Source organism: Streptomyces malachitofuscus, assembly GCF_055571035.1.
On the sequence record NZ_JBVIGA010000028.1, the window covers coordinates 40478 to 61066 of the forward strand.

General features: G+C 69.8%; 18 protein-coding genes. 12 read left to right on the top strand and 6 right to left on the bottom strand.

Annotated features, from left to right (window positions below):
• Positions 1-8: 8 nt before the first annotated feature.
• Complete coding sequence (locus ACZ44S_RS32490; protein ID WP_466935525.1) at positions 9-1625, bottom strand: carboxyl transferase domain-containing protein; 1617 nt, start codon at positions 1623-1625, stop codon at positions 9-11.
• Positions 1626-1712: 87 nt separating this feature from the next.
• Between ACZ44S_RS32490 and ACZ44S_RS32495 the strand changes: the two genes are divergently transcribed.
• The 4 genes from ACZ44S_RS32495 to ACZ44S_RS32510 all read left to right on the top strand — a co-directional run bounded on the left by ACZ44S_RS32495 (position 1713) and on the right by ACZ44S_RS32510 (position 4965).
• Complete coding sequence (locus ACZ44S_RS32495) at positions 1713-2309, top strand: SACE_7040 family transcriptional regulator (RefSeq protein ID WP_466935527.1); 597 nt, start codon at positions 1713-1715, stop codon at positions 2307-2309.
• A 128-nt stretch (positions 2310-2437) separates the two neighbouring features.
• Positions 2438-3595 (top strand): acyl-CoA dehydrogenase family protein, encoded by a 1158-nt coding sequence (locus ACZ44S_RS32500; protein ID WP_466935530.1) that lies wholly within the window; start codon positions 2438-2440, stop codon positions 3593-3595.
• Positions 3596-3630: 35 nt separating this feature from the next.
• Positions 3631-4503: an acyl-CoA thioesterase II gene (tesB, locus tag ACZ44S_RS32505; protein WP_466935532.1), complete on the top strand. Its 873-nt coding sequence runs from the start codon at positions 3631-3633 to the stop codon at positions 4501-4503.
• Positions 4504-4560: 57 nt separating this feature from the next.
• Complete coding sequence (locus ACZ44S_RS32510) at positions 4561-4965, top strand: hypothetical protein (protein WP_466935535.1); 405 nt, start codon at positions 4561-4563, stop codon at positions 4963-4965.
• On the opposite strand, the gene ACZ44S_RS32515 is transcribed toward ACZ44S_RS32510, so the two are convergent.
• Positions 4908-5723 (bottom strand): phosphatase, encoded by an 816-nt coding sequence (locus ACZ44S_RS32515; protein ID WP_466935538.1) that lies wholly within the window; start codon positions 5721-5723, stop codon positions 4908-4910. The genes ACZ44S_RS32510 and ACZ44S_RS32515 overlap by 58 nt on opposite strands.
• A gap of 100 nt (positions 5724-5823) precedes the next feature.
• On the bottom strand, positions 5824-7344 hold the full coding sequence (locus ACZ44S_RS32520) for a PucR family transcriptional regulator (RefSeq protein ID WP_466935540.1): 1521 nt from the start codon (positions 7342-7344) through the stop codon (positions 5824-5826).
• Positions 7345-7469: 125 nt separating this feature from the next.
• Here ACZ44S_RS32520 and ACZ44S_RS32525 point away from each other — a divergent pair, with 125 nt between their 5' ends.
• From ACZ44S_RS32525 to ACZ44S_RS32535, 3 genes are read left to right on the top strand one after another with little or no spacing between them, the layout of a single operon-like run.
• Positions 7470-8936, top strand: coding sequence for a sodium:solute symporter family protein (locus ACZ44S_RS32525; RefSeq protein ID WP_466935543.1), 1467 nt, complete (start codon positions 7470-7472; stop codon positions 8934-8936).
• Positions 8937-8993: 57 nt separating this feature from the next.
• On the top strand, positions 8994-9959 hold the full coding sequence (speB, locus tag ACZ44S_RS32530; RefSeq protein ID WP_466935545.1) for an agmatinase: 966 nt from the start codon (positions 8994-8996) through the stop codon (positions 9957-9959).
• Positions 9956-11641, top strand: coding sequence for a thiamine pyrophosphate-binding protein (locus ACZ44S_RS32535; protein WP_466935548.1), 1686 nt, complete (start codon positions 9956-9958; stop codon positions 11639-11641). Before speB ends, ACZ44S_RS32535 begins: the two co-directional genes overlap by 4 nt.
• A gap of 22 nt (positions 11642-11663) precedes the next feature.
• Here the strand turns inward: ACZ44S_RS32535 and ACZ44S_RS32540 are convergent, their stop codons facing one another.
• Positions 11664-12503, bottom strand: coding sequence for a helix-turn-helix transcriptional regulator (locus ACZ44S_RS32540; protein WP_466935550.1), 840 nt, complete (start codon positions 12501-12503; stop codon positions 11664-11666).
• A gap of 114 nt (positions 12504-12617) precedes the next feature.
• Here ACZ44S_RS32540 and ACZ44S_RS32545 point away from each other — a divergent pair, with 114 nt between their 5' ends.
• The 5 genes from ACZ44S_RS32545 (at position 12618) to ACZ44S_RS32565 (ending at position 19448) form a co-directional block, all read left to right on the top strand.
• Positions 12618-13214 (top strand): NADPH-dependent FMN reductase, encoded by a 597-nt coding sequence (locus ACZ44S_RS32545; RefSeq protein ID WP_167741829.1) that lies wholly within the window; start codon positions 12618-12620, stop codon positions 13212-13214.
• Between the two features lie 363 nt (positions 13215-13577).
• The gene (locus tag ACZ44S_RS32550; RefSeq protein WP_466935554.1) at positions 13578-14855 is read left to right on the top strand and encodes an AAA family ATPase; all 1278 of its coding nucleotides are present in this window, start codon (positions 13578-13580) and stop codon (positions 14853-14855) included.
• Positions 14855-15535 (top strand): RloB family protein, encoded by a 681-nt coding sequence (locus tag ACZ44S_RS32555; RefSeq protein WP_466935556.1) that lies wholly within the window; start codon positions 14855-14857, stop codon positions 15533-15535. The genes ACZ44S_RS32550 and ACZ44S_RS32555 overlap by 1 nt, the downstream gene beginning before the upstream one ends.
• Before the next feature lie 96 nt (positions 15536-15631).
• Positions 15632-18250 carry a type I restriction-modification system subunit M gene (locus tag ACZ44S_RS32560; protein WP_466935557.1) on the top strand — a complete coding sequence of 873 codons (2619 nt, stop codon included), beginning with the start codon at positions 15632-15634 and terminating at the stop codon, positions 18248-18250.
• A complete protein-coding gene (locus ACZ44S_RS32565) occupies positions 18243-19448 on the top strand; it encodes a restriction endonuclease subunit S (protein WP_466935560.1) in 1206 nt (401 codons plus the stop codon). Before ACZ44S_RS32560 ends, ACZ44S_RS32565 begins: the two co-directional genes overlap by 8 nt.
• Positions 19449-19509: 61 nt before the next feature.
• Here the strand turns inward: ACZ44S_RS32565 and ACZ44S_RS32570 are convergent, their stop codons facing one another.
• Both ACZ44S_RS32570 and ACZ44S_RS32575 read right to left on the bottom strand, forming a co-directional pair.
• Positions 19510-19731, bottom strand: coding sequence for a DUF397 domain-containing protein (locus ACZ44S_RS32570; RefSeq protein ID WP_466935563.1), 222 nt, complete (start codon positions 19729-19731; stop codon positions 19510-19512).
• A complete protein-coding gene (locus tag ACZ44S_RS32575) occupies positions 19724-20518 on the bottom strand; it encodes a helix-turn-helix domain-containing protein (protein WP_466935565.1) in 795 nt (264 codons plus the stop codon). Before ACZ44S_RS32575 ends, ACZ44S_RS32570 begins: the two co-directional genes overlap by 8 nt.
• Positions 20519-20589 lie beyond the last annotated feature (71 nt).

The window sequence follows — 20589 nt, forward strand, 5'->3', positions numbered from 1 at the left end:
GGGTCCCCTCACATCCGGAAGACGCCGAACTGAGGGTCACTCAGTGGCGCGTTGGCGCACGCGGTCAGGGCCAGGCCCAGGACCTGCCGGGTCTCCATCGGGTCGATCACGCCGTCGTCCCAGAGGCGGGCCGTCGCGTAGTAGGCGTTCCCCTGGTGCTCGTACTGCGCACGGATCGGGGCCTTGAAGGCGTCCTCGTCCTTTGCCGGCCACTCCTCGCCGCGCGCCTGAAGCTGGTCCCGCTTGACGGTCGCGAGGACGGAGGCCGCCTGCTCGCCGCCCATCACCGAGATCTTGGCGCCCGGCCACATCCACAGGAAGCGGGGGGAGTACGCCCTGCCGCACATCGAGTAGTTGCCCGCCCCGTACGACCCGCCGACCACCACGGTCAGCTTCGGCACGCGCGTGCAGGCGACCGCGGTGACCATCTTGGCGCCGTGCTTGGCGATGCCGCCCGCCTCGTAGTCCCGGCCCACCATGAAGCCCGAGATGTTCTGCAGGAACACCAGCGGGATGCCGCGCTGGTCGCACAGCTCGATGAAGTGGGCGCCCTTCTGGGCGGACTCGGAGAACAGGATGCCGTTGTTGGCGACGATGCCCACCGGGTGGCCGTGGATCCGGGCGAAGCCGGTGACCAGGGTCTGCCCGAACTCCGACTTGAACTCCTGGAAACGGGAGCTGTCGGTGATCCGCGCGATGATCTCCCGGACGTCGTACGGGGTGCGCGAGTCGACCGGCACCGCCCCGTACAGCCCGGCGGGGTCCACCTTGGGCTCGACCGCCTGCTCCACCTTCCAGGGCAGGGCTCCCCGCGCGGGGAGCGTGGAGACGATGTTCCGCACGATCCGCAGCGCGTGCGCGTCGTCCTCCGCGAGGTGGTCGGTCACGCCGGACACCCGCGCATGGACCTCGCCGCCGCCCAGCTCCTCCGCCGTGACCACCTCACCGGTGGCCGCCTTCACCAGCGGCGGGCCGCCGAGGAAGATCGTGCCCTGGTTCCTGACGATCACCGCCTCGTCGCTCATCGCCGGGACGTAGGCCCCGCCCGCCGTGCAGGAGCCGAGCACCGCCGCGATCTGCGGGATGCCGGCGCCGGACATCCGGGCCTGGTTGTAGAAGATCCGCCCGAAGTGGTCCCGGTCCGGGAACACCTCGTCCTGCATCGGCAGGAAGGCGCCGCCGGAGTCCACCAGGTAGACGCAGGGGAGCCGGTTGTCGAGGGCCACCTCCTGCGCGCGCAGGTGCTTCTTCACCGTCATCGGGTAGTACGTGCCGCCCTTGACGGTGGCGTCGTTGGCCACGACCACGCACTCCCGGCCGCTCACCCGCCCGATCCCGGCGATCACGCCGGCCGCCGGGGCCTGCCCCTCGTACATCCCGTCGGCCGCCAGCGGGGCCAGCTCCAGGAAGGGCGAGCCGGGGTCGAGGAGCGTGTCCACGCGCTCGCGCGGGAGCAGCTTCCCGCGCGCGGTGTGCCGTGCCCGCGCCCGCTCGCCGCCGCCGAGCGCCACCGCGGCCAGCTTGCCGCGCAGCTCCCCGACGAGCGCGCGGTGCGCCTCCTCGTTGGCCCGAAAGGCCTCCGACGCGGGATCGGCCGCGCTGTGAAGCTCCGGTGCCTCATGCATCCTGCGGGTCCCCTCACCTTGTTAATGAGCGTTAACGCATTTCCTTCAGGTTAACGAGCGCTAACGTCCCTGTCTAGAATCGTCTTCATGGCCACCAGAACCGACGCCCCCACCCGCCGTGAGCAGATCCTCAAGGAGGCCGCCCGGCTCTTCGCCGAACGCGGCTTCCACGGTGTCGGGGTCGACGAGATAGGTGCCGCGGTCGGCATCAGCGGACCCGGGCTCTACCGGCACTTCGCGGGCAAGGACGCGATGCTCGCGGAGCTGCTGGTCGGGATCAGCGGCTCGCTGCTGACCGGCGCGAAGCAGCGCCTGAAGGAGGCCGACGGCGTGGCCCCCGAGGCGGTCCTCGACTCGCTGATCGAGGGGCACATCGACTTCGCGCTCGACGACCGCCCCCTCATCACCCTGCACGACCGGGAGCTGGACCGCCTCCGGGACACCGACCGCAAGCTGGTCCGCCAGCTCCAGCGGCAGTACGTCGAGCTGTGGGTGGAGGTGGTGCGCCGGCTCTACCCGGAGCTGGCCGAACCGGCCGCCCGCTCGGCCGTCCACTCGGTGTTCGGCCTGCTCAACTCCACCCCGCACCTGGCCCGCCCGGGCTCGCTCCCGGGGCGCGCGACGACGGCCGCGCTGCTGCACCGGATGGCGCGGGGGGCGTTCGAGGCGGCGGGCGCGCGATGACCCCGGCGGAGCGACCTGCGGAGTGACGAGCATTACGGACCGTCCGGTCTGGACGGCTGTGGATACTCGCCGGTACCTTTGATCTGAGCAAGCGCTTAGACATGCCCTGGTACTGGAGGTGGCGGACAGTGCGCCGTACGGTTTTCAACGAGGATCACGAGGCGTTCCGGGAGACCATCCGCGCCTTCATCGAGGCCGAGGTCGTGCCCGTCTACGACGAGTGGTTCGCGGCGGGCCAGGCGCCCCGCGACTTCTACTACAAGCTCGGTGAGCTGGGCATCTTCGGGATCAGCGTGCCCGAGGAGTTCGGCGGCGCCGGCATGGACACCCACAAGTTCGAGGCCGTCCTCTACGAGGAGACCGCCCGCGCGGGCGTCCAGTTCGGCGGCTCCGGCGTGCACGTGCTGCTCGCCCTGCCCTACCTCAAGATGCTCGCCACCGACGAGCAGAAGAAGCGTTTCCTGCCGAAGTTCGTCACCGGCGAGGAGATGTGGGCCATCGCGATGACCGAGCCGGGCACCGGCTCCGACCTCGCGGGCATGAAGACCACCGCCAAGCTGAGCGAGGACGGCTCGCACTACGTCCTCAACGGCGCCAAGACCTTCATCACCGGCGGCGTCCACGCCGACAAGGTGATCGTCTGCGCCCGCACCGCCGCCCCGACGGCCGAGGACCGCCGCCACGGCATCTCCCTGTTCGCCGTCGACACCAAGTCCGAGGGCTACTCCGTCGGCCGCAAGCTCGACAAGCTCGGCCTGAAGACCTCCGACACCGCCGAGCTGGCGTTCGTCGACGTCAAGGTCCCCGTCGAGGACCTCCTCGGCGAGGAGAACAAGGGCTTCTCCTACCTCGGCCACAACCTGGCCTCCGAGCGCTGGGGCATCGCCTTCGGCGCCTACGCCCAGGCCAAGGCCGCCGTCCGGTTCGCCAAGCAGTACGTGCAGGAGCGCACCGTCTTCGGCAAGCCGGTCGCCCACTTCCAGAACACCAAGTTCGAGCTGGCCGCCTGCCAGGCCGAGGTGGACGCCGCCGAGGCCGTCGCCGACCGCGCCACCGAGGCCCTGGACGCCGGCGAGCTCACCCCCGCCGAGGCCGCCAGCGCCAAGCTGTTCTGCACCGAGGTCGCCCACCGCGTCATCGACCGCTGCCTCCAGCTCCACGGCGGCTACGGCTACATGAACGAGTACCCGATCGCCCGCCTGTACGCGGACAACCGGGTCAACCGCATCTACGGCGGCACCAGCGAGATCATGAAGTCGATCATCGCCAAGGACATGGGTCTGTAAGGCCCCGGACATCCCTGCCGTATACAACTGACCCCATGAGTCAGGCACTTCAGGAGCTCCTCGATCTGCTCGACCTCGAGCAGATCGAGGAGAACATCTTCCGCGGCCACTCCCGCCCCGCCGTCGTCCCCCGCGTCTTCGGCGGGCAGGTCGCCGCGCAGGCGCTCGTCGCCGCGGGGCGGACCGTCCCCGAGGACCGGCCCGCGCACTCCCTGCACGCGTACTTCCTGCGCCCCGGCGACCCCGGCGCGCCGATCGTCTACACCGTCGACCGGATCCGCGACGGCCGCTCCTTCACCACCCGGCGGGTGGTCGCGGTCCAGCACGGCAAGCCGATCTTCCACCTCTCGGCGTCCTTCCAGACCCACGAGGAGGGCCTGGACCACCAGGAGCCGATGCCGCCGTCCCCCGACCCGGACGCGCTGCCCACCTCGGAGGAACGCCTGCGCGGCTACGCCCACCTCTCCCCCGAGGTCGTGGACCGCTTCCTCGAGGCACGCGCCGCCGTCGACCTGCGCTACGTGGACGAGCCGCCCTACGGCCGCTTCGGCGAGCCCCGCGCACCGCACTCCCAGGTGTGGTTCCGCACCAACGGCAAGCTCGCCGACGACCCCCTGCTGCACGTCGTCCTGGCCACCTACGTCTCCGACATGACGCTGCTCGACTCCGTCCTCCTCGCCCACGGGCGCGGCGGCTGGGCCGTCGGCGACGTCGTGGGCGCGTCCCTGGACCACGCCATGTGGTTCCACCGCCCGTTCCGCGCCGACGAGTGGCTGCTGTACGACCAGCAGTCCCCCTCGGCCCACGGCGGCCGGGGCCTCGGCCAGGCCCGCATCTACACCCAGGACGGCCGACTCGCGGTCTCGGTCATCCAGGAGGGCGTGGTCCGCGTCCCGCGCGAGGACTGACCGGCCCCGGCGGCGAAAACCCCGGTGACCTCACCGGCTGCGGCCTACGCTGCCCCGGTGAGGAGACACCTGCGTCTGCGCCGTCTCGTCGTCGACGGCACCGTCCTGCACTGGACCGTCCGGCAGCGGGTGCGGCCCGCGTACGACGACTGCCGCCTGACGCTGTCCTTCTTCACCGAGGGGTGGCGCGCCGGGACCGGGCGCAGACTGTCCCTGGTCTTCGCCCCGGGCGAGCACCGCATCGTCTCGAACAGCTACTTCGAGGCCGGCACCGTGATGCGCCTCCCGGACCGCGCCGATCTCAACCTCCACGAGCCGGGCGCGGCCCGCCGCCTCCTGGACGCCGCGGCGCCGTCCCTGGACCCGCGGCCGGCCGCCCGGGACGTCGAGGTCGACGGCTGGCCCTACTTCGACGCGGTCGTGGACTCCCCGGCTCCCAGCCCCGCCTCCGCCAGCAGATAGGCCGTCATCGGGTCGTAGTGGCGGGGGCTGGTCACATGGTCGTCGAGGGGGACGGTCACCTGGACCGTGCCCTCGGACTCGGCGAGGAACAGGGCCGGGTCGTTGCAGTCGGCGTACCCGACGGAGTCGACGCCGTACTGCCCGGCCGCGCCCGCCCAGCCGTGGTCGGCGACGACCAGGTCGGGCAGCGGGCGGCCCCCGCGCTCCAGCGCGGTCAGGATGGCCTTCATCGGCTCACCGGAATGCGTGTGCCACAGCGTGGCGCCGTGCTCCAGCATCGCCACGTCCGCGAACTGCATCACATAGCCCTCGTCCGTCGTCAGCCCGTCCGGGATGACGACGATCTCGCAGCCCGCCGCCCGCAGCGCCGCGGCCGTCGCGCGGTGCACGTCGAGCAGTCCGCCCGGGTGGCCGGTGGCGAACAGCACCCGCTGCTGCCCGTCCGCCGCCTTGCGCAGCCGTCCCGCCATCCGCTCCAGGCCGGCGACCGTCAGCTCCGGGTCGATGGTGTCCTGCCCGTAGCGGTATTCGGGATCGTCGTTGACGCCGACCCGTTCGGCCATCACCGCGAGCACGTCCTGCTCGTCGGTCCAGCGGTCACCGAGCTCCAGGCCGAGCCAGTAGTGGCGGTCGCCGTTCGCCAGTTTGCGGTAGTGGGAGAGGTTGTTCTCGCGCGGCGTGGCGACATCGCCCGCGATGCGGGTGGCGACCAGGTGTTCGACGAGTTCGGCGCGGCTGGGTGTCCCGGGTATCGGCATGCCCCCCATTGTGGAGCAGGGCCCCGTGGGCGTCTTTGGCGTATCGCGCGCTGGGATGTGCGTCACGTACTCAGACGGCTGCGCGCGGATACTCAGACCCTCAGGAGCGGCGCAGCGCGAACCACAGCTCCATCCGTACGTCCGGATCGTCCAGGTCCATCTCCAGCAGCGCCGCGCACCGCGCGATGCGCTGCCGCACGGTGTTGCGGTGCACGGAGAGCGCCACCGCCGTGCGGTCCCAGCTGCCGTGCAGCGAGATCCAGGTGCGCAGGGTGTCCGTGAGGGCAGGGGTCGCCGCTATCGGCGCGAGCAGCGCCCGCGCGTGGGCGTCCGCGTCCTGCGGCGGGACCAGGTCGGTGAGGGCGGGGCGGTCGTGGTGCCGGACCAGCGGGGTGCGGGTGGCGCGGGCGCGGGCCAGGGCGCGGGCGGCCTGGGTGTCGGCGGCGGGCCAGTCGGGCGGGGCGGCGGCCGCGCTGACGCCGAGGGTCCAGCCGGGGGGCGGGTCGACGGGGCGGTCGGCGGGGACGAGTACGCGGACGGTCCTGTCGGGCGACAGGTCCACCAGGGCCGATCCGAGGGCCGTGCCGAGGGCGGAGGCGGCCAGGGCGTCGGGGGCGGTGGGGGTGTCGGGTTGTGCGTGCACCACGCGGTGGCGCGTTCCGCCCAGGAGCGGTGCGACGTCCTCGGGCCGCGCGCCCAGCAGGAGACGCACCAGGGCGGAGGAGCGGTCGGTGGCGGTGCGGCTGTGCTGTTCTCCGGTGAGGAGGGAGAGGAGGACGGCGGCGACGGAGGCGATGGCGTGGTCGCCGGGGTCGCGGTGGGGCGCTGCCACGCCGAGGACGAAGCCGTGGCCGGCGGCGAGGGCGTAGGCGGCGAGATGGGTGCCGTCGACTGTGTCGCTGGCGGAGGCGGGGGCCGGGCGGGGGGTACCTCCCAGGTCCTTTCGGGCACTGGAGGAGGCGCGATCCCCCGCAGCCACGGCCGGCCGGACCAGTGCTGAGAGGTTGGTCAGGGCTTCTCTCGCGGCCGGGGGCGGGGGTGTGCCCGCGGCGGCGGTTTCGGTGGTGTCCGGGGCGTGGAGGACGGCCCAGCCGCCGATGCGCTGGGCCAGTTGATGGAGCACCGGCCGGACCGGGTCCGGCCGGGCCGCCGCCGTGGCGAGGCTCTGCTGGGCCTCCGTGACCCGGCGCAGCTCCGCCAGACGGGCCTGCGCCATCAACTGCCAGACCGCCCGCGCCACCCCCGAGAACGTGGTCCGCGGCGGCACCTCGAGCAGCGGCAGCCCGTGCATCTCGCAGGCCTCCACCAGCGCCCCCGGCACCGTGTCGTGCACCGGAGCCACGCCGAAGCCGAGCGCCGCCCCGCCCGCCGCCACGATCCGCGAGACGTACGCGTCGAAGTACCCCGCGCCCGCCCCCTCCGGGATGTGCACGCCCGCCGACAGCAGCAGCTCCCCGCCCAGCAGATAGGGGTAGGGGTCCGCCATCTCCGAGGTGTGCACCCAGTGGACGACGGCACCGGGGTCCTCGGGCCCCGCGATACGGCGCAGCCCGAGGTCCGCGCGAGCCAGCAGCGCGTCCAGGAACACCGGGGGCGTGGGCGGAACCGTAGGGTCTGGCATGGTGGACGTTTCCTCCATCGTGCGCAGCCAGTATGGATGAAACGTACACTTCGCAGTCGCTTTTCGGCCACCTAGGGTCGGGTCGACCAGGACACGCCACCGACAGTGCGCGAAGGAGGCCCCGCATGGCCGTCGACTATCTGGTCATCGTCGTCTATCTGGCCGGCATGCTGGCCATGGGCTGGTGGGGCATGCGCCGCGCCAAGTCCAAGAGCGAGTTCCTGGTGGCCGGCCGCCGCCTCGGCCCCGCGATGTACTCCGGCACCATGGCCGCCATCGTCCTCGGCGGCGCCTCCACCATCGGCGGCGTCGGCCTCGGCTACCAGTACGGCCTCTCCGGCGCCTGGATGGTCTTCACCATCGGCCTCGGACTGCTCGCCCTGAGCGTCTTCTTCTCCGCCCGCATCGCCCGGCTGAAGGTCTACACCGTCTCCGAGATGCTCGACCTGCGCTACGGCGGCCGGGCGGGTGTCATCTCCGGCGTCGTCATGTGGGCGTACACCCTGATGCTCGCCGTCACCTCGACCATCGCCTACGCCACGATCTTCGACGTCCTCTTCGACATCAACCGCACCCTGGCGATCATCCTCGGCGGCTCCATCGTCGTCGCGTACTCCACGCTCGGCGGCATGTGGTCCATCACGCTCACCGACATGGTGCAGTTCGTCGTGAAGACGATCGGCGTGCTGCTCCTGCTGCTGCCCATCGCCGTGGTCAAGGCCGGCGGCTTCGGCGAGATGAAGGCGCAGCTGCCCACCGAGTACTTCGACCCGCTGGGCATCGGCGGCGAGACCATCTTCACGTACGTGCTCATCTACACCTTCGGCATGCTGATCGGCCAGGACATCTGGCAGCGCGTGTTCACCGCCCGCAGCGACCGCACCGCTCGGTGGGGCGGCACCGTCGCCGGCACCTACTGCCTCGCCTACGCCCTCGCCGGCGCCGTCATCGGCACGGCCGCCAAGGTGCTCTACCCCGAGCTCGGCAGCCCCGACGACGCCTTCGCCACCATCGTCAAGGACGAACTGCCCATGGGTGTGCGCGGCCTCGTCCTGGCCGCCGCCCTCGCCGCCGTGATGTCGACCTCCTCCGGCGCGCTCATCGCCTGCGCCACCGTCGCCAACAACGACATCTGGTCCCGGCTGCGCGGCGTCGTGCGCCCCGAGGGCGAGCAGCGCGACGAGGTCAGGGGCAACCGCGCCTTCATCCTCCTCATGGGCCTCGCCGTGATCGGCACCGCCATCGCGCTGAACGACGTCGTCCAGGCGCTGACCGTCGCGTACAACCTGCTCGTCGGCGGGCTCCTCGTGCCCATCCTCGGCGGACTGCTGTGGAAGCGCGGCACCGCGCAGGGCGCCCTCGCCGCCGTCGCCGCGGGCGGTCTCGCCGTCGTCGGCCTCATGGCGGGCTACGGCATCCTCGCCAACGAGCCCGTCTACTACGGCCTGCTGTCCTCCCTCGCCGCCTACGTCGCCGTCTCCCTGGCGACCCGGCCCACCGACGCGGCCGTACTCGCCGCCTGGCGCGAACGCCTCGCCGGCCGCACCCCCGCACCCGAATCCGTGTCCGAACAGGTCCCCGCCGCCCAGTAGCATCATCAGGGCAGTCAGTACATACGCGACGAAGCGCAGAAAAGAGAGCAGTTCCCCATGAGCAACGAGACGCCGCGCGGCCCCGTCGACTCCTCCCGCGTCCCGCGGTACGCCGGCCCCGCGACCTTCGCCCGGCTGCCCCGCCTCGACGAGGTCGGCCGCGCCGACGTCGCCGTGGTGGGCGTGCCGTTCGACTCGGGCGTCTCCTACCGGCCGGGCGCCCGCTTCGGCGGCAACGCCATCCGCGAGGCGTCCCGGCTGCTGCGCCCCTACAACCCGGCCCAGGACGCCTCCCCCTTCGCCCTCGCCCAGGTCGCGGACGGCGGTGACATCGCCGTGAACCCGTTCAACATCAATGAGGCCGTGGAGACGGTCGAGGCGGCGGCCGACGACCTGCTCGGCACCGGCGCGCGCCTGATGACCCTCGGCGGCGACCACACCATCGCCCTGCCGCTGCTCCGCTCCGTCGCCAAGAAGCACGGCCCGGTCGCCCTGCTCCACTTCGACGCCCACCTGGACACCTGGGACACCTACTTCGGCGCCGAGTACACCCACGGCACCCCGTTCCGCCGCGCGGTGGAGGAGGGCATCCTCGACACCTCCGCCCTCTCCCACGTCGGCACCCGCGGCCCCCTCTACGGCAAGCAGGACCTCACCGACGACGAGAAGATGGGCTTCGGCATCGTCACCTCCGCCGACGTCTACCGCCGGGGCGCCGACGAGGTCGCCGACCAGTTGCGCCAGCGCATAGGCGCCCGCCCGCTGTACATCTCCATCGACATCGACTGCCTCGACCCCGCCCACGCGCCCGGCACCGGCACTCCCGAGGCAGGCGGCATGACCTCCCGCGAGCTGCTGGAGATCCTGCGGGGCCTGGCCTCCTGCAACCTGGTCTCGGCGGACGTCGTCGAGGTGGCGCCCGCGTACGACCACGCGGAGATCACCTCGGTCGCCGCGTCGCACACCGCCTACGAGCTGACCACGATCATGTCCCGCCAGATTGCAGAGGCCCGCGCGAAGTGACTCACGACCACGACCTGGTGCTCCGCCCGACGCCGGCCCAGACGGAGGCCGCGCTGAACCCGCCCCCCGGCCGCAACGGCGGAGACCTCGTCGTGGAGACCCTGGCCGGGCTCGGCGCGACCACCGTCTTCGGCCTGCCCGGCCAGCACGCCCTCGGCATGTTCGACGCCCTGCGCCGCTCCGACCTGCGGTACATCGGCCTGCGGGTGGAGAACAACGCCGGGTTCGCGGCGGACGCCTACGGCCGGATCACCGGCGAGGCGGCCCCGCTGCTGCTGTCGACCGGCCCGGGGGCACTGACCTCGCTGGCCGCGCTCCAGGAGGCGGCGGCCGCGTCCGCTCCCGTGCTGGCGATCAGCAGCCAGATCCCGACGGCCGGGCTCGGCGGCGGCCGCCACGGCTATCTGCACGAGCTCCCCGACCAGTCGGCCTCGTTCCGGGGCGTGGTCAAGTCCGTCCACACGGTGCGTACCGCGTCCCAGATCCCGTCGGCGGTCGCGGAGGCCTGGAAGTCGGCGCTGACGGTCCCGCACGGACCGGTGTGGGTGGAGATCCCGCAGGACGTCCTGCTCGCGGAGACGGCCCTGCCGGTGGTGACGGCGATGGACGCCACCCCGGACGAGCTGCCCCCGCGTCCCGAGCTGACCGCCCTCGCCGCCCATCTGCTGGCCACCGCGGAACGCCCCGCGATCATCGCGGGTGGGGGAGTGGTCCGCTCGGACGCCTCCGGCAAGCTGAAGCAGCTCGCCGAGCGGATCCAGGCCCCGGTCGTCACCACACCCGGCGGCAAGGGCGCCTTTCCCTGGACGCACCCGCTGTCGCTCCAGTCCTGGATGGAGGACCGCCACACCACCGACTTCCTTCAGGACGCGGACGTCCTGCTCGTCGTCGGCTCGGGCCTGGGAGAACTCTCCTCCAACTACCACACGTTCCGGCCGCGTGGCCGTGTCGTCCAGATCGAGGCCGACCTCGGCAAGCTGGAGTCCAACCATCCGGGCATCGGCATCCACGCGGACGCCCGCCTCGCCCTCCAGGCGCTGCTGGAAACGGTGGAACCGCGCGAGGACGCGACCGCTGCGGAGCGGGTGCGGGACCTGCTGGACCGGGTGCGCGCACGCATCGCCGCCCAGGAACTCACCCTGGAGCAGCAGGTGCTCGCGGCGGTCCGCCGAGCCCTTCCCACCAGTTCACCGTCGTTCTGGGACATGACCATCCTGGCCTACTGGGCCTGGTCCGCCTTCGACGCCATGGGCCCCAACCACCTGCACTCGGCGCAGGGCGCGGGCGGCCTCGGCTACGGCTTCCCGGCAGCTCTCGGCGCGGCGGTCGCCGACCCCACCCGCCCGGTGCTGGCGGTCTCCGGGGACGGCGGCGCCCTGTACTCCGTCGCCGAACTGGCCACGGCCCGCCAGTACGACCTGGACGTCACCTGGCTGATCGTCGACGACGGCGGCTACGGCATCCTGCGCGAGTACATGACCGACACCTTCGGCGAGCCCACGGCGACGGAACTGACCCGCCCCGACTACGTGGCCCTGGCCGAGTCCTTCGGCGTCCCGGGACTGCGCACCACCCCCGAGACCCTGGAGCAGGACCTCGCGAAGGCCCTGGCGACCCCGGGCCCCTCGGTCGTCGTCCTCCCGGCGGTCCTGCGCATGTTCGCGCCCACCCACCTGGACTGAGGCTGGACTGAGGCGCGAGCGCCTACGAGATCGCCCGCAGCCGTCCGCGCCCCTTCCGCTCGCCGAGGCGAGCCAGCGCCTGAGACGTCGCCTCGTCGTCAGGCAGGAGGACCAGCAGCAGCTGGGAGTCCGACGGGAGTTCGAGGAACTCGCGGCGCAGGCGCAGGTCACTCGCGTCGGGGTGGCGGAGGCGCAGCACGCCTCGCTCCGGGACCTTGTGGCGGTTCATCCGGCGGGTGAACTCCGGGCCGGCCGCGGGCGCTAGCTCCGCCGCCAGCCACTCCGCGTTCTCCGCCTTCGGACCCAGCCACAGGTCGAAGACCTGCTCGTCGGCGACCTCGTCCCAGTCGGGGAAGAACGACCGGGCGCGCGGGTCGGTGAACACGTACCGCGTGAGGTTCGGCCCGTCCCCGTCCAGCAGCCCCGTGCCGGCCGTGAGCGCCTCGTAGGCCGGGGTCCAGGCGAGGAGGTCGCCCAGCCGGTTGGTGACCACCGCGACGCCCGGCTCCAGCAGCCGCAGCGTCTCCCGCACCGACGCCCGCACGTCACGGCGGGCGGGCTCGCGTCCGAGGTGACCGGTGCACTCGTCACCGCTGATCTTCGCCAGGTACCGCACGTGCTCACGCTCCGCCGGGGTCAGCGCGAGCGCGTCGCACAGCGCGTGCAGCACGGCCACCGAGGGGTGGCGGTCGCGGCCCTGCTCGATCCGGGTCAGGTACTCGACGCTGACCCCGGCCCGCGTCGCCACGTCCGAGCGGCGCAGCCCGGGGGAGCGGCGGCGGCCGTGCTCCGGGAGCCCCAGCTGCTCAGGCTGGGTGCTGTCACGCTTGAGCCGCAGGAAGTCGCCCAGTGGTGTCCCCATGACCGCGAGGATAGGACGGTCGGCGCGCCCGCGCGGAGTGCTCAGCATGGCCCTGCGGGGGCCAGCCTGAGCGCGGTCTGGCTGCCGTCCCGGGCCGGTTCCAGGGTGGACGGCATGGACATCAACACGCACAAGCTCGTGGTCGTCGTCGGCAGCGTCCGTGAGGGACGGTTCGGTCCCGTGGTGGGCTCGTGGGTCGCGGAGCAGGCACGCGAGCACGGCGGATTCGACGTCGAGGTCGTCGACCTGGCCGAGCACGACATCCCCCTGGCCCTGCCGGACGCCTACCCGTCGGTGGCTGGCGCCTCCTACCCGCGCCCCGCCGCGATGGCCCCGCTCACGGCGGCGCTGGAGGGCGCGGACGCCTTCATCATGGTCACGCCGGAGTACAACCACAGCTACCCGGCCTCCCTCAAGGCCGCGATCGACTGGCACTACACCCAGTGGGCGGCCAAGCCCGTCGCGTTCGTCAGCTACGGCGGCGGGGCGGGCGGCCGGCACGCCGTCCTGCACCTGGAGAACGTCATGAGCGAACTGCACGCGGTGACCATCCGCGACGGTCTCGCCTTCCCGCTGAACCGGGTGGCGTGGGCGGACGGCCGCCCCCAGGACACCGAGTCCGCGGGCTACGCGAAGAAGCTGCTGGACCAGCTCTCCTGGTGGGCGGGCGCCCTCCGCACGGCCCGGGAGACGGTGCCGTACCCGGCGTGACGGTTCCTGAGGGTGGTGTGCGGGGCGTACGAAGCCCTGGCCCACCCCGTTGATCCGTCCGCTGAGGTCGTCCAGGACGCCCCGGCAGTGGTGTCGGGGCGGTTCCGTGCTCGCGACGGGTTGGCCGGACCCGCTTGGCTCGGCGGTGCGCTCCGTTGAACACCCTTCCCGCACGCGCGGAGCGCACGCCCACAGCACCGGCGCCCGGCCCTCAGCCTGCCCTTTCCGTTCCGGGGAGCGGCTTGTACACGATGTTGATCACACGATCGGCTGCGGAAGCGATATGTTCCAAGAGATCGCAGGCGTCCCGGCCAGGACGATGTCAGACGCGGCCATTAACGTGAGCCCGGAGAGGAGGACAGCGTGCTGCTGAGGTTCCGCGTCGCGAACGTACGGTCCATGCGAGACGAGCAGGAGCTGTCCTTCGTCACGCCCGGCGGCGAACCGCGCGGATCGGCGAACCCGGTGGATCTCGCAGGCGGCGGATCCGTCTCCGTCTTCCCGCTGATCGGCATCTTCGGAGCCAACGCCTCAGGCAAGTCGAACGTGCTGACCGCGATGACGGACATGCGTAACGCGGTGCTCAACTCCTATGCGCAGTGGGCCTCTTACGACGGCATCCCGCGTCAGGTCTTCTCCCTGGACCCCAAGAGCGAGAGTGAACCCTCCTTCTTCGAAGTTGACGTCGTCATCCAAGGGGTCCGCTGGACGTACGGCTTCGAGCTCGGAGCCACCCGCGTCGAGTCCGAATGGCTGCACAGCTACCCGCGCGGCCGCCGTCAGGAATGGCTCGACCGTGACGCCTCCCGTCCTGACGTCTTCAAGTGGCCCGGCGGACGCGTCAAGGACCGGGCTCAGCTCGTACGGCGTACGCGGCCGAACGCACTGCTGCTCTCCACGGCCGGCACGGACAATCACCCGCAGCTCTCCCCGCTGTTCCACTGGTTCCGCCGTAACTTCTGGATGATCAACCCGGAGGTCGAGCGGGACGAGCGCGCGCGCTACACCACGAAGGAACTGTCCGGCCCGAGGGCCACCAGGATCCAGGAGCTGCTGCGGGTCGCGGACCTCGGCATCACCGGAGCGACGGTCGTTAAGGAGAGCCCGGGCCGGGACACGGTGAAACTGACGCACCACTCGGCTGCCGGTGAGGTGTCCTTCGACTGGCAGGAGGAGTCCTACGGCACCCGGTCCTGGTTCGCCCTCCTCGGCCCTCTCCTCCTCGCCCTCGACGAAGGCGCGGTCCTCCTCGTCGACGAACTCGACGCCAGCTTGCACTCCCGCTTCGCGGCTGAGGTCGTCCGGCTCTTCCACGACCCGTACGCGAACCCCAAGGGCGCCCAGCTGGTCTTCACGTCGCACGACGCGACGGTGCTCACCACCCCGAGCGGCGAGCGACTCCTCGACCCGGCGCAGGTGTGGCTGACGGAGAAGGACAAGAACGGGGCGACCGAGCTGTATCCGCTCACCGACGCGGAGCCGGGCGAGGACGAGGACCTTACGCAGTCCTATCTCGCGGGGGCCTTCGGCGGGGTTCCGGCCCTCCTGGAGGGGCAGATCGCGCGGCGGCTGCTGGTGGCCCGCGAATCCGGCGTGTACGACGAGACAGGCGAGCAAGCGGACGGGGCGGGGCGCGACTGATGGGGCGGGCGCAGAAGGGCAAGGACTCGTGGGAGCGTCCGGCCCGGCGGGGCGGACAGCGCAAGCGCCAGGTGTACATCTTCACCGAGGGCAAGGTGACCGAGCCCTCGTATCTCGACATCCTCAAGGACCAGGGCGTCCCCCTCGCCGGCGAGGTTCCGGTGGAGATGCACATCGCAAACCGCAGAGCGGACAGTGGACGCAAGCCGCTCGACCTTGTCGAGCAGGCGATCAGGCTGAAGCGCGAAGAGGACCGCAAGGCGAAGCGGGCCAGGCTGGAAAAGAAGTACCTGCCGCAGGTCTGGTGCCTCTTCGACCACGACAACTACGCGTACGTCCGCGACGCTCTTGATCAGGCGGAGAAGGCGGGCATCGGTGTCGCCTTCTCGCATCCGTGCTTCGAGGTATGGCGGCTCGCCCACTACAAGCCGGTCAGTGGCTCGTTCGCCGGGGTGTGTGACGGGGCGGCCGTGCGGCTCCCGTTCCAGCGAGGTTCCCAGGACGCCAAGACTCCCAAGGTCGTCCTGCCGCACCAGATCCTGGGTCGCTACAAGACGGCGCGGAAGAACGCTGAGCGGATGAACAGCCAGCACCCGGCCCATGTGGGCGAGTGGGACAAGGACCCTTACACGGACGTGCACGAGTTCGTGGAGAAGGCGCTGCACATCGACAGCTACTGACCCTTCTCGGCCATGATCACGCGTTGATTTCGGGATGGCCCCGGCGGAGTCATAAGGTCTCTCCGTCATCTCAGGTCGGGTCATAGGGAGTCGTACGTGGCCAAGCTCACGCTCGCTCAGCTGGAACGGCATCTGTGGGCCGCCGCTGACATTCTGCGCGGCACGATGGACGCCTCCGAGTACAAGGACTACATCTTCGGGCTGCTCTTCCTGAAGCGGGCCAACGACGAGTTCGAGGCGGCCAGGGACAGGCTCAGGCAGTACGCCGTCGAGGAGCTGAAGCTCAGCGACGAGGACCTTCCCGGTTACCTGGAGCAGCCGGGCCCCTACCGCAAGCGCGATGTGCTGTATGTGCCGGAGGAGGCTCGCTGGGCCAAGGTCTCCGCCGCCACCCACAACATCAACGAGATGACCCTGCGTCCCGCCCTCCAAGCGCTTGAGGGGCAGAACAGCAAGCTCAAGGGTCTCTTCGACCACCTGGACTTCAACCGCATCGGCGGGTCGGGCGCCGCATCGGGCGCGGCCAAGCTCGCCGACCAGCGCCTGAAGCTCCTCATCGCGCACTTCGGGCGGATCCGGCTGCGTACGGAGGACTTCGAGTTCCCCGATCTGATCGGTGCCGCGTACGAGTACCTGATCAAGGAGTTCGCAGACTCGGCCGGGCGTAAGGGCGGCGAGTTCTACACCCCGCGTGCCGTGGTCCGCATGATGGTCGAACTCCTCGCCCCCACTGAGAACATGAGGATCTACGACCCGTGCGTCGGCTCGGGCGGCATGCTCATCCACGCGGCGGAGTACGTGGAGGAGCACGGCGGCGACACGTCGTCGATGTTCTTCGCCGGGCAGGACGCCAACTCCGGCTCCTGGATCATGTCGACGATGAACATGGTCCTGCACGGGGTGCGTCGCTTCGACCTGGCCACCGGGGACACGCTCTCCCAGCCGGCGCACGTGCCGCGCTCGGACGAGGACCGCTTCGACGGGGTGCTGAGCAATCCGCCGTTCTCCCTGGACTACTCCCTCGCGGACCTGGCGCACCCGGCCGAGCGTGCCCAGTACGGGGCGACGAGCGAGCGCGGCAAGGCCGACCTGATGTTCCTCCAGCACATGCTGTGGGAGGCGAAGCGGGAGGGTCCTCGCGGCGGCATGGTCATCACGGTCATGCCGCACGGGGTGCTGTTCCGCGGGGGTGGTGAGAAGGCCATCCGTACGGAGTTGTTGGAGAAGGATGCCATCGAGGCGGTCATCGGCCTCGCTCCGAACCTCTTCTACGGGACGGGTATCCCGGCCTGCATCCTGGTTCTGCGCCCGCCGAAGCGGAAGGACAAGGACCGGGAGCGGAAGGTGCTGTTCATCAACGCCGACCGCGAGTTCCACGCGGAGCGCGCGCAGAACATCCTGCTCCCCGAGCACGCCGAGAAGATCGTCTCCACGTTCCACGCGTACGAGGAGGTACCCGGCTTCTCGCGGATCGTGACTCGCGAGCAACTCGCCGCCAATGACGACAACCTCAACATCCGCCGCTACGTGGACAACACGCCGCCGCCTGAGCCGCAGGACGTGCGGGCGCACCTGGTGGGCGGGATGCCGCGCGCCGAGATCGAGGCGAAGAAGCCGCTGCTCGACTCGTACGGCATCGGGGTGACCGACCTGTTCGTGGAGCGGGAGCCGGCGGACCCGGCGTACGTCGACTTCCGGGACGAGGCGGCGGGCGGCCGTCCCGATCTGGGCGAGCTGGCCCGGCCCCGGGAGGAGGAGCTGCGGGCGGAGTTCGGCAAATGGTGGGAGGAGGAGGCCGCGCAACGGCTGGAGTCGGTGGCGGCCACGCCCGAAGCCCTCGCTTCGTCCACGTCCTCCGAGCGCAAGGCCGCGCTGATGGCGGTGCGGGGGCAGCTGATGAGGTCCTTCGGAGAACGGCTGGGGCGGGTCGGGCTGCTGGACCGGTACGCGTTGGCGGGGGCGGTCGCGGGCTGGTGGTGGGACGCCAAGTACGACCTGCTCGCGTTGTCGGAGAACGGGTTCGGAGGTGTCGTCGACGGGTGGGTCGAGAACGTCGACACGATGCTCTCGCCCGAACAGGACGCGCGGACGAAAAAGCTGCGTACGAGGACGGCTGCGGAGCGACGTCAGGCGTACGACCACAAGGTGGTCGCCGCGATCGCTCCGCGGTTCCTGGAGGAACTGGCGGAGGCGGACGCGCGCAAGGCGGAGGCGGACGCACGGTTCAAGGAACTGAGCGCGCGGCTCTCCGGGGGCGGGGAGGAATCGGAGGCCGACGGTGACCCGATCGACGGTGAGGCCGACTCGGAAAAAGTCGCTCTGAGCGTCGAGGAGTTGGCTCAGCTTACGACTGAGCTGGCGAAGGTGAAGAAGGCACGCACGAAGGCGGGCGCGGACATCAAACGCCTTGAGACGGACTTCCACCGGTATCCGTATCCGGGTGACTCGCCCACGCTGGGGGAGGAGCCGCCACGGTTGTTCCGGGCACGGGCGGAGCTTGACACGGAGGGGGAACGCCGGGTGGTGCTCAACCTGCTGCGGGACGACCTGGCGGCGAAGCTGGACGGGCATGTGGTGCGGTGGCAGCGGGAGCTGGCGGCTTCCTATGAGACGTGGGAGCAGAAGTACGCCGTCTCGTTGAGGGAGATTCGGGCGGGGCGGGAGCGGGCCGCGGACGCGCTGGATGGGTTCCTGAAGGAGCTGGGGTATGCGTGAGTTGCCCCCTGGGTGGACTTTGGGCAAGGTCGGCGACCTTTTTGACATGCAGCTTGGCAAAATGCTGAGTAAGGATGCATCGGCGGGACCTGAGCAGCGGCGGTATCTGACCAACAAGAACGTTCAGTGGAACAAAATCGATTTTGGAGCACTGAACTACATGAGCTTCAGTTCGACTGAGCGCGAAAGATTTCGATTGGTTCCAGGTGACCTGCTTGTTACTGAAGGGGGTGAGGTCGGGCGGACGGCGATTTGGGAGGGAGAGCGTGAAGATTGCTATTTTCAAAAGTCCCTGCATCGTTTGCGATCTCGCGGCCAGATCGACCCCCGGTACATGCTGCATTACATGAACTATGCAGCGCGCTGGCAGATGTTCACGGATTCGGTGGGGCAGACAAGCATCGCACACCTGCCGCAGGACAAGTTTGCTGAACATCTTGTCGCGCACCCAGTCGACTTGGCGGTGCAGCGGCGGATAGTGGCGGTAATCGATAGTCTGGCTGAGCTGGAGAGGGGAATCGAGAAATCGATCGCCAAACATCGTGCTAAACGATCGGGTATGCGGGAGAGTTTGCTGGCCCAGATGGATTGGGACTGCCCATTGTCAGAAGCCATTTCCGGGCCTCTTCGGAACGGGTTTTCGCCAGTGGAGAGTGTCCGATGGACTGGGGTGCAGATGCTCGGACTTGGATGCCTCACGCCGTGGGGGTTTTCCCCAGCTCAGTTGAAGAATGCCCCTTCGTCTGTATCATCTTCACATACGGCTATCCTGTCTGACGGTGACGTTCTGATGAGTCGCGCTAATACGCGCGAGTTGGTCGGTCTCGTGGGTGTCTATCAAGATGTGGGGACGCCGTGTATATATCCGGACCTCATGATGAGGATGCGGCCATCGAGCCGATGCTCTTCGCAATTCCTGGCTATCGCCTTGATGTCGGATCGGGCGCGACGAACGATTCGCTCGATGGCCCAAGGAACTTCGGACAGCATGGTTAAGATTTCGGCGGGCGCTGTGCGTGAACTCCGAATCCCCCTCCCGGATCTAAAGGATCAGGAGTATCTGCTCTCGACTCTCGACAGCGTGACCCACCAGTTGAGAAAAGAGAGTGCTGAGCTTGTCAAGCTTCGCCGTCTTAAACACGGGCTTGTGGACGACCTGCTGTCGGGGCGGGTTGCAGTATCTTCCATGACGGCTTGAACCAACGACGTCCGGCCCGCGCAAGCGCGGCGTGGGCCGGACAAATCATGGCGGGGAGCGGTCAGGCGGAGAAGCTTCTGTCCTTGACCGCTGCGACGAACGACGTCCAACCGACTGACGGGAAGACCAGTGCGGGTCCCTCAGGGGCCTTGGAGTCGCGGACGGGAACACCCGTGGGGTGGCCGTCCAGGACCTCAAGGCAGCTGCCGCCCTGATCATTGCTGTAGGAGGACTTCCGCCAGCCCTTCAGTGCCCCTGCGTTCGGTATCGTTCGGTCAGCCATGATGTTCGTAGTCCCTTGCTGTTGCCCTGAGTAGATCCAATGATTCCTTGAGCGGCAGCGCGTTGCCCAGTGCGAAATCGTAGCGATGTTGCAGCTCCTGAACCACGGACGGGCTGTCATGGATCTTCCCCATGTACAGGCCTTCGCCGTAGGCCACGGGTGGCTGATCCTCGAACCACATCAGCGTGAGCATGTTGCTCATGAGGGGATGCATGCCCAACGTGAACGGTAGAAGGTGCAGTTGGACTCGTTCGGCCTCGGCGAGTCTGATGAGGTGGTTGATCTGCTCCGCCATGACGTCCGGACCGCCGATCCGGCGTCGCAACACCGCCTCGTCCAGTAGCGCCCACACTACGGGTGACACTGGGTCGGCAAGGATCTTTGCGCGTTCCAGGCGTGTGACAAGGCGCCTGTCACGTTCCTGTTCACTCGCCGGAGGGAACGGCATGCTCAGAACCGCCCGTGCGTACCTTTCCGTCTGGAGGATGCCGGGGACGAACGACAGGGCGAACTCCCTGATCATCGTCGCCTGCTGTTCGAGCTGAAGGGCCGCCTCGAAGTAGCCCGCGACAGCGGTGTCGTCGTCCGGCAGGAAGCTGCTGAGTACATCGCCCGTGTTCAGCGCCCTGTCGAGGCGTCGCGCGTCCTCCTTCGACGGGGTGCGCCGGCCCGCTTCGATGTGTGCGATGTGCGAACGCGTCATGACGGCGGCCGTCGCCAGCTCCTGTTGCGTCAGCCCGGCCGCCTCTCGCTGCGCCTTCAACCACTCCCCATAGATGTTGCTCATCGTCAACTCCCGTGTGACAGATGCGTTGTCACATCCGACCCTCTGGCGAGCCTAGCCCGACCCGTCTCACT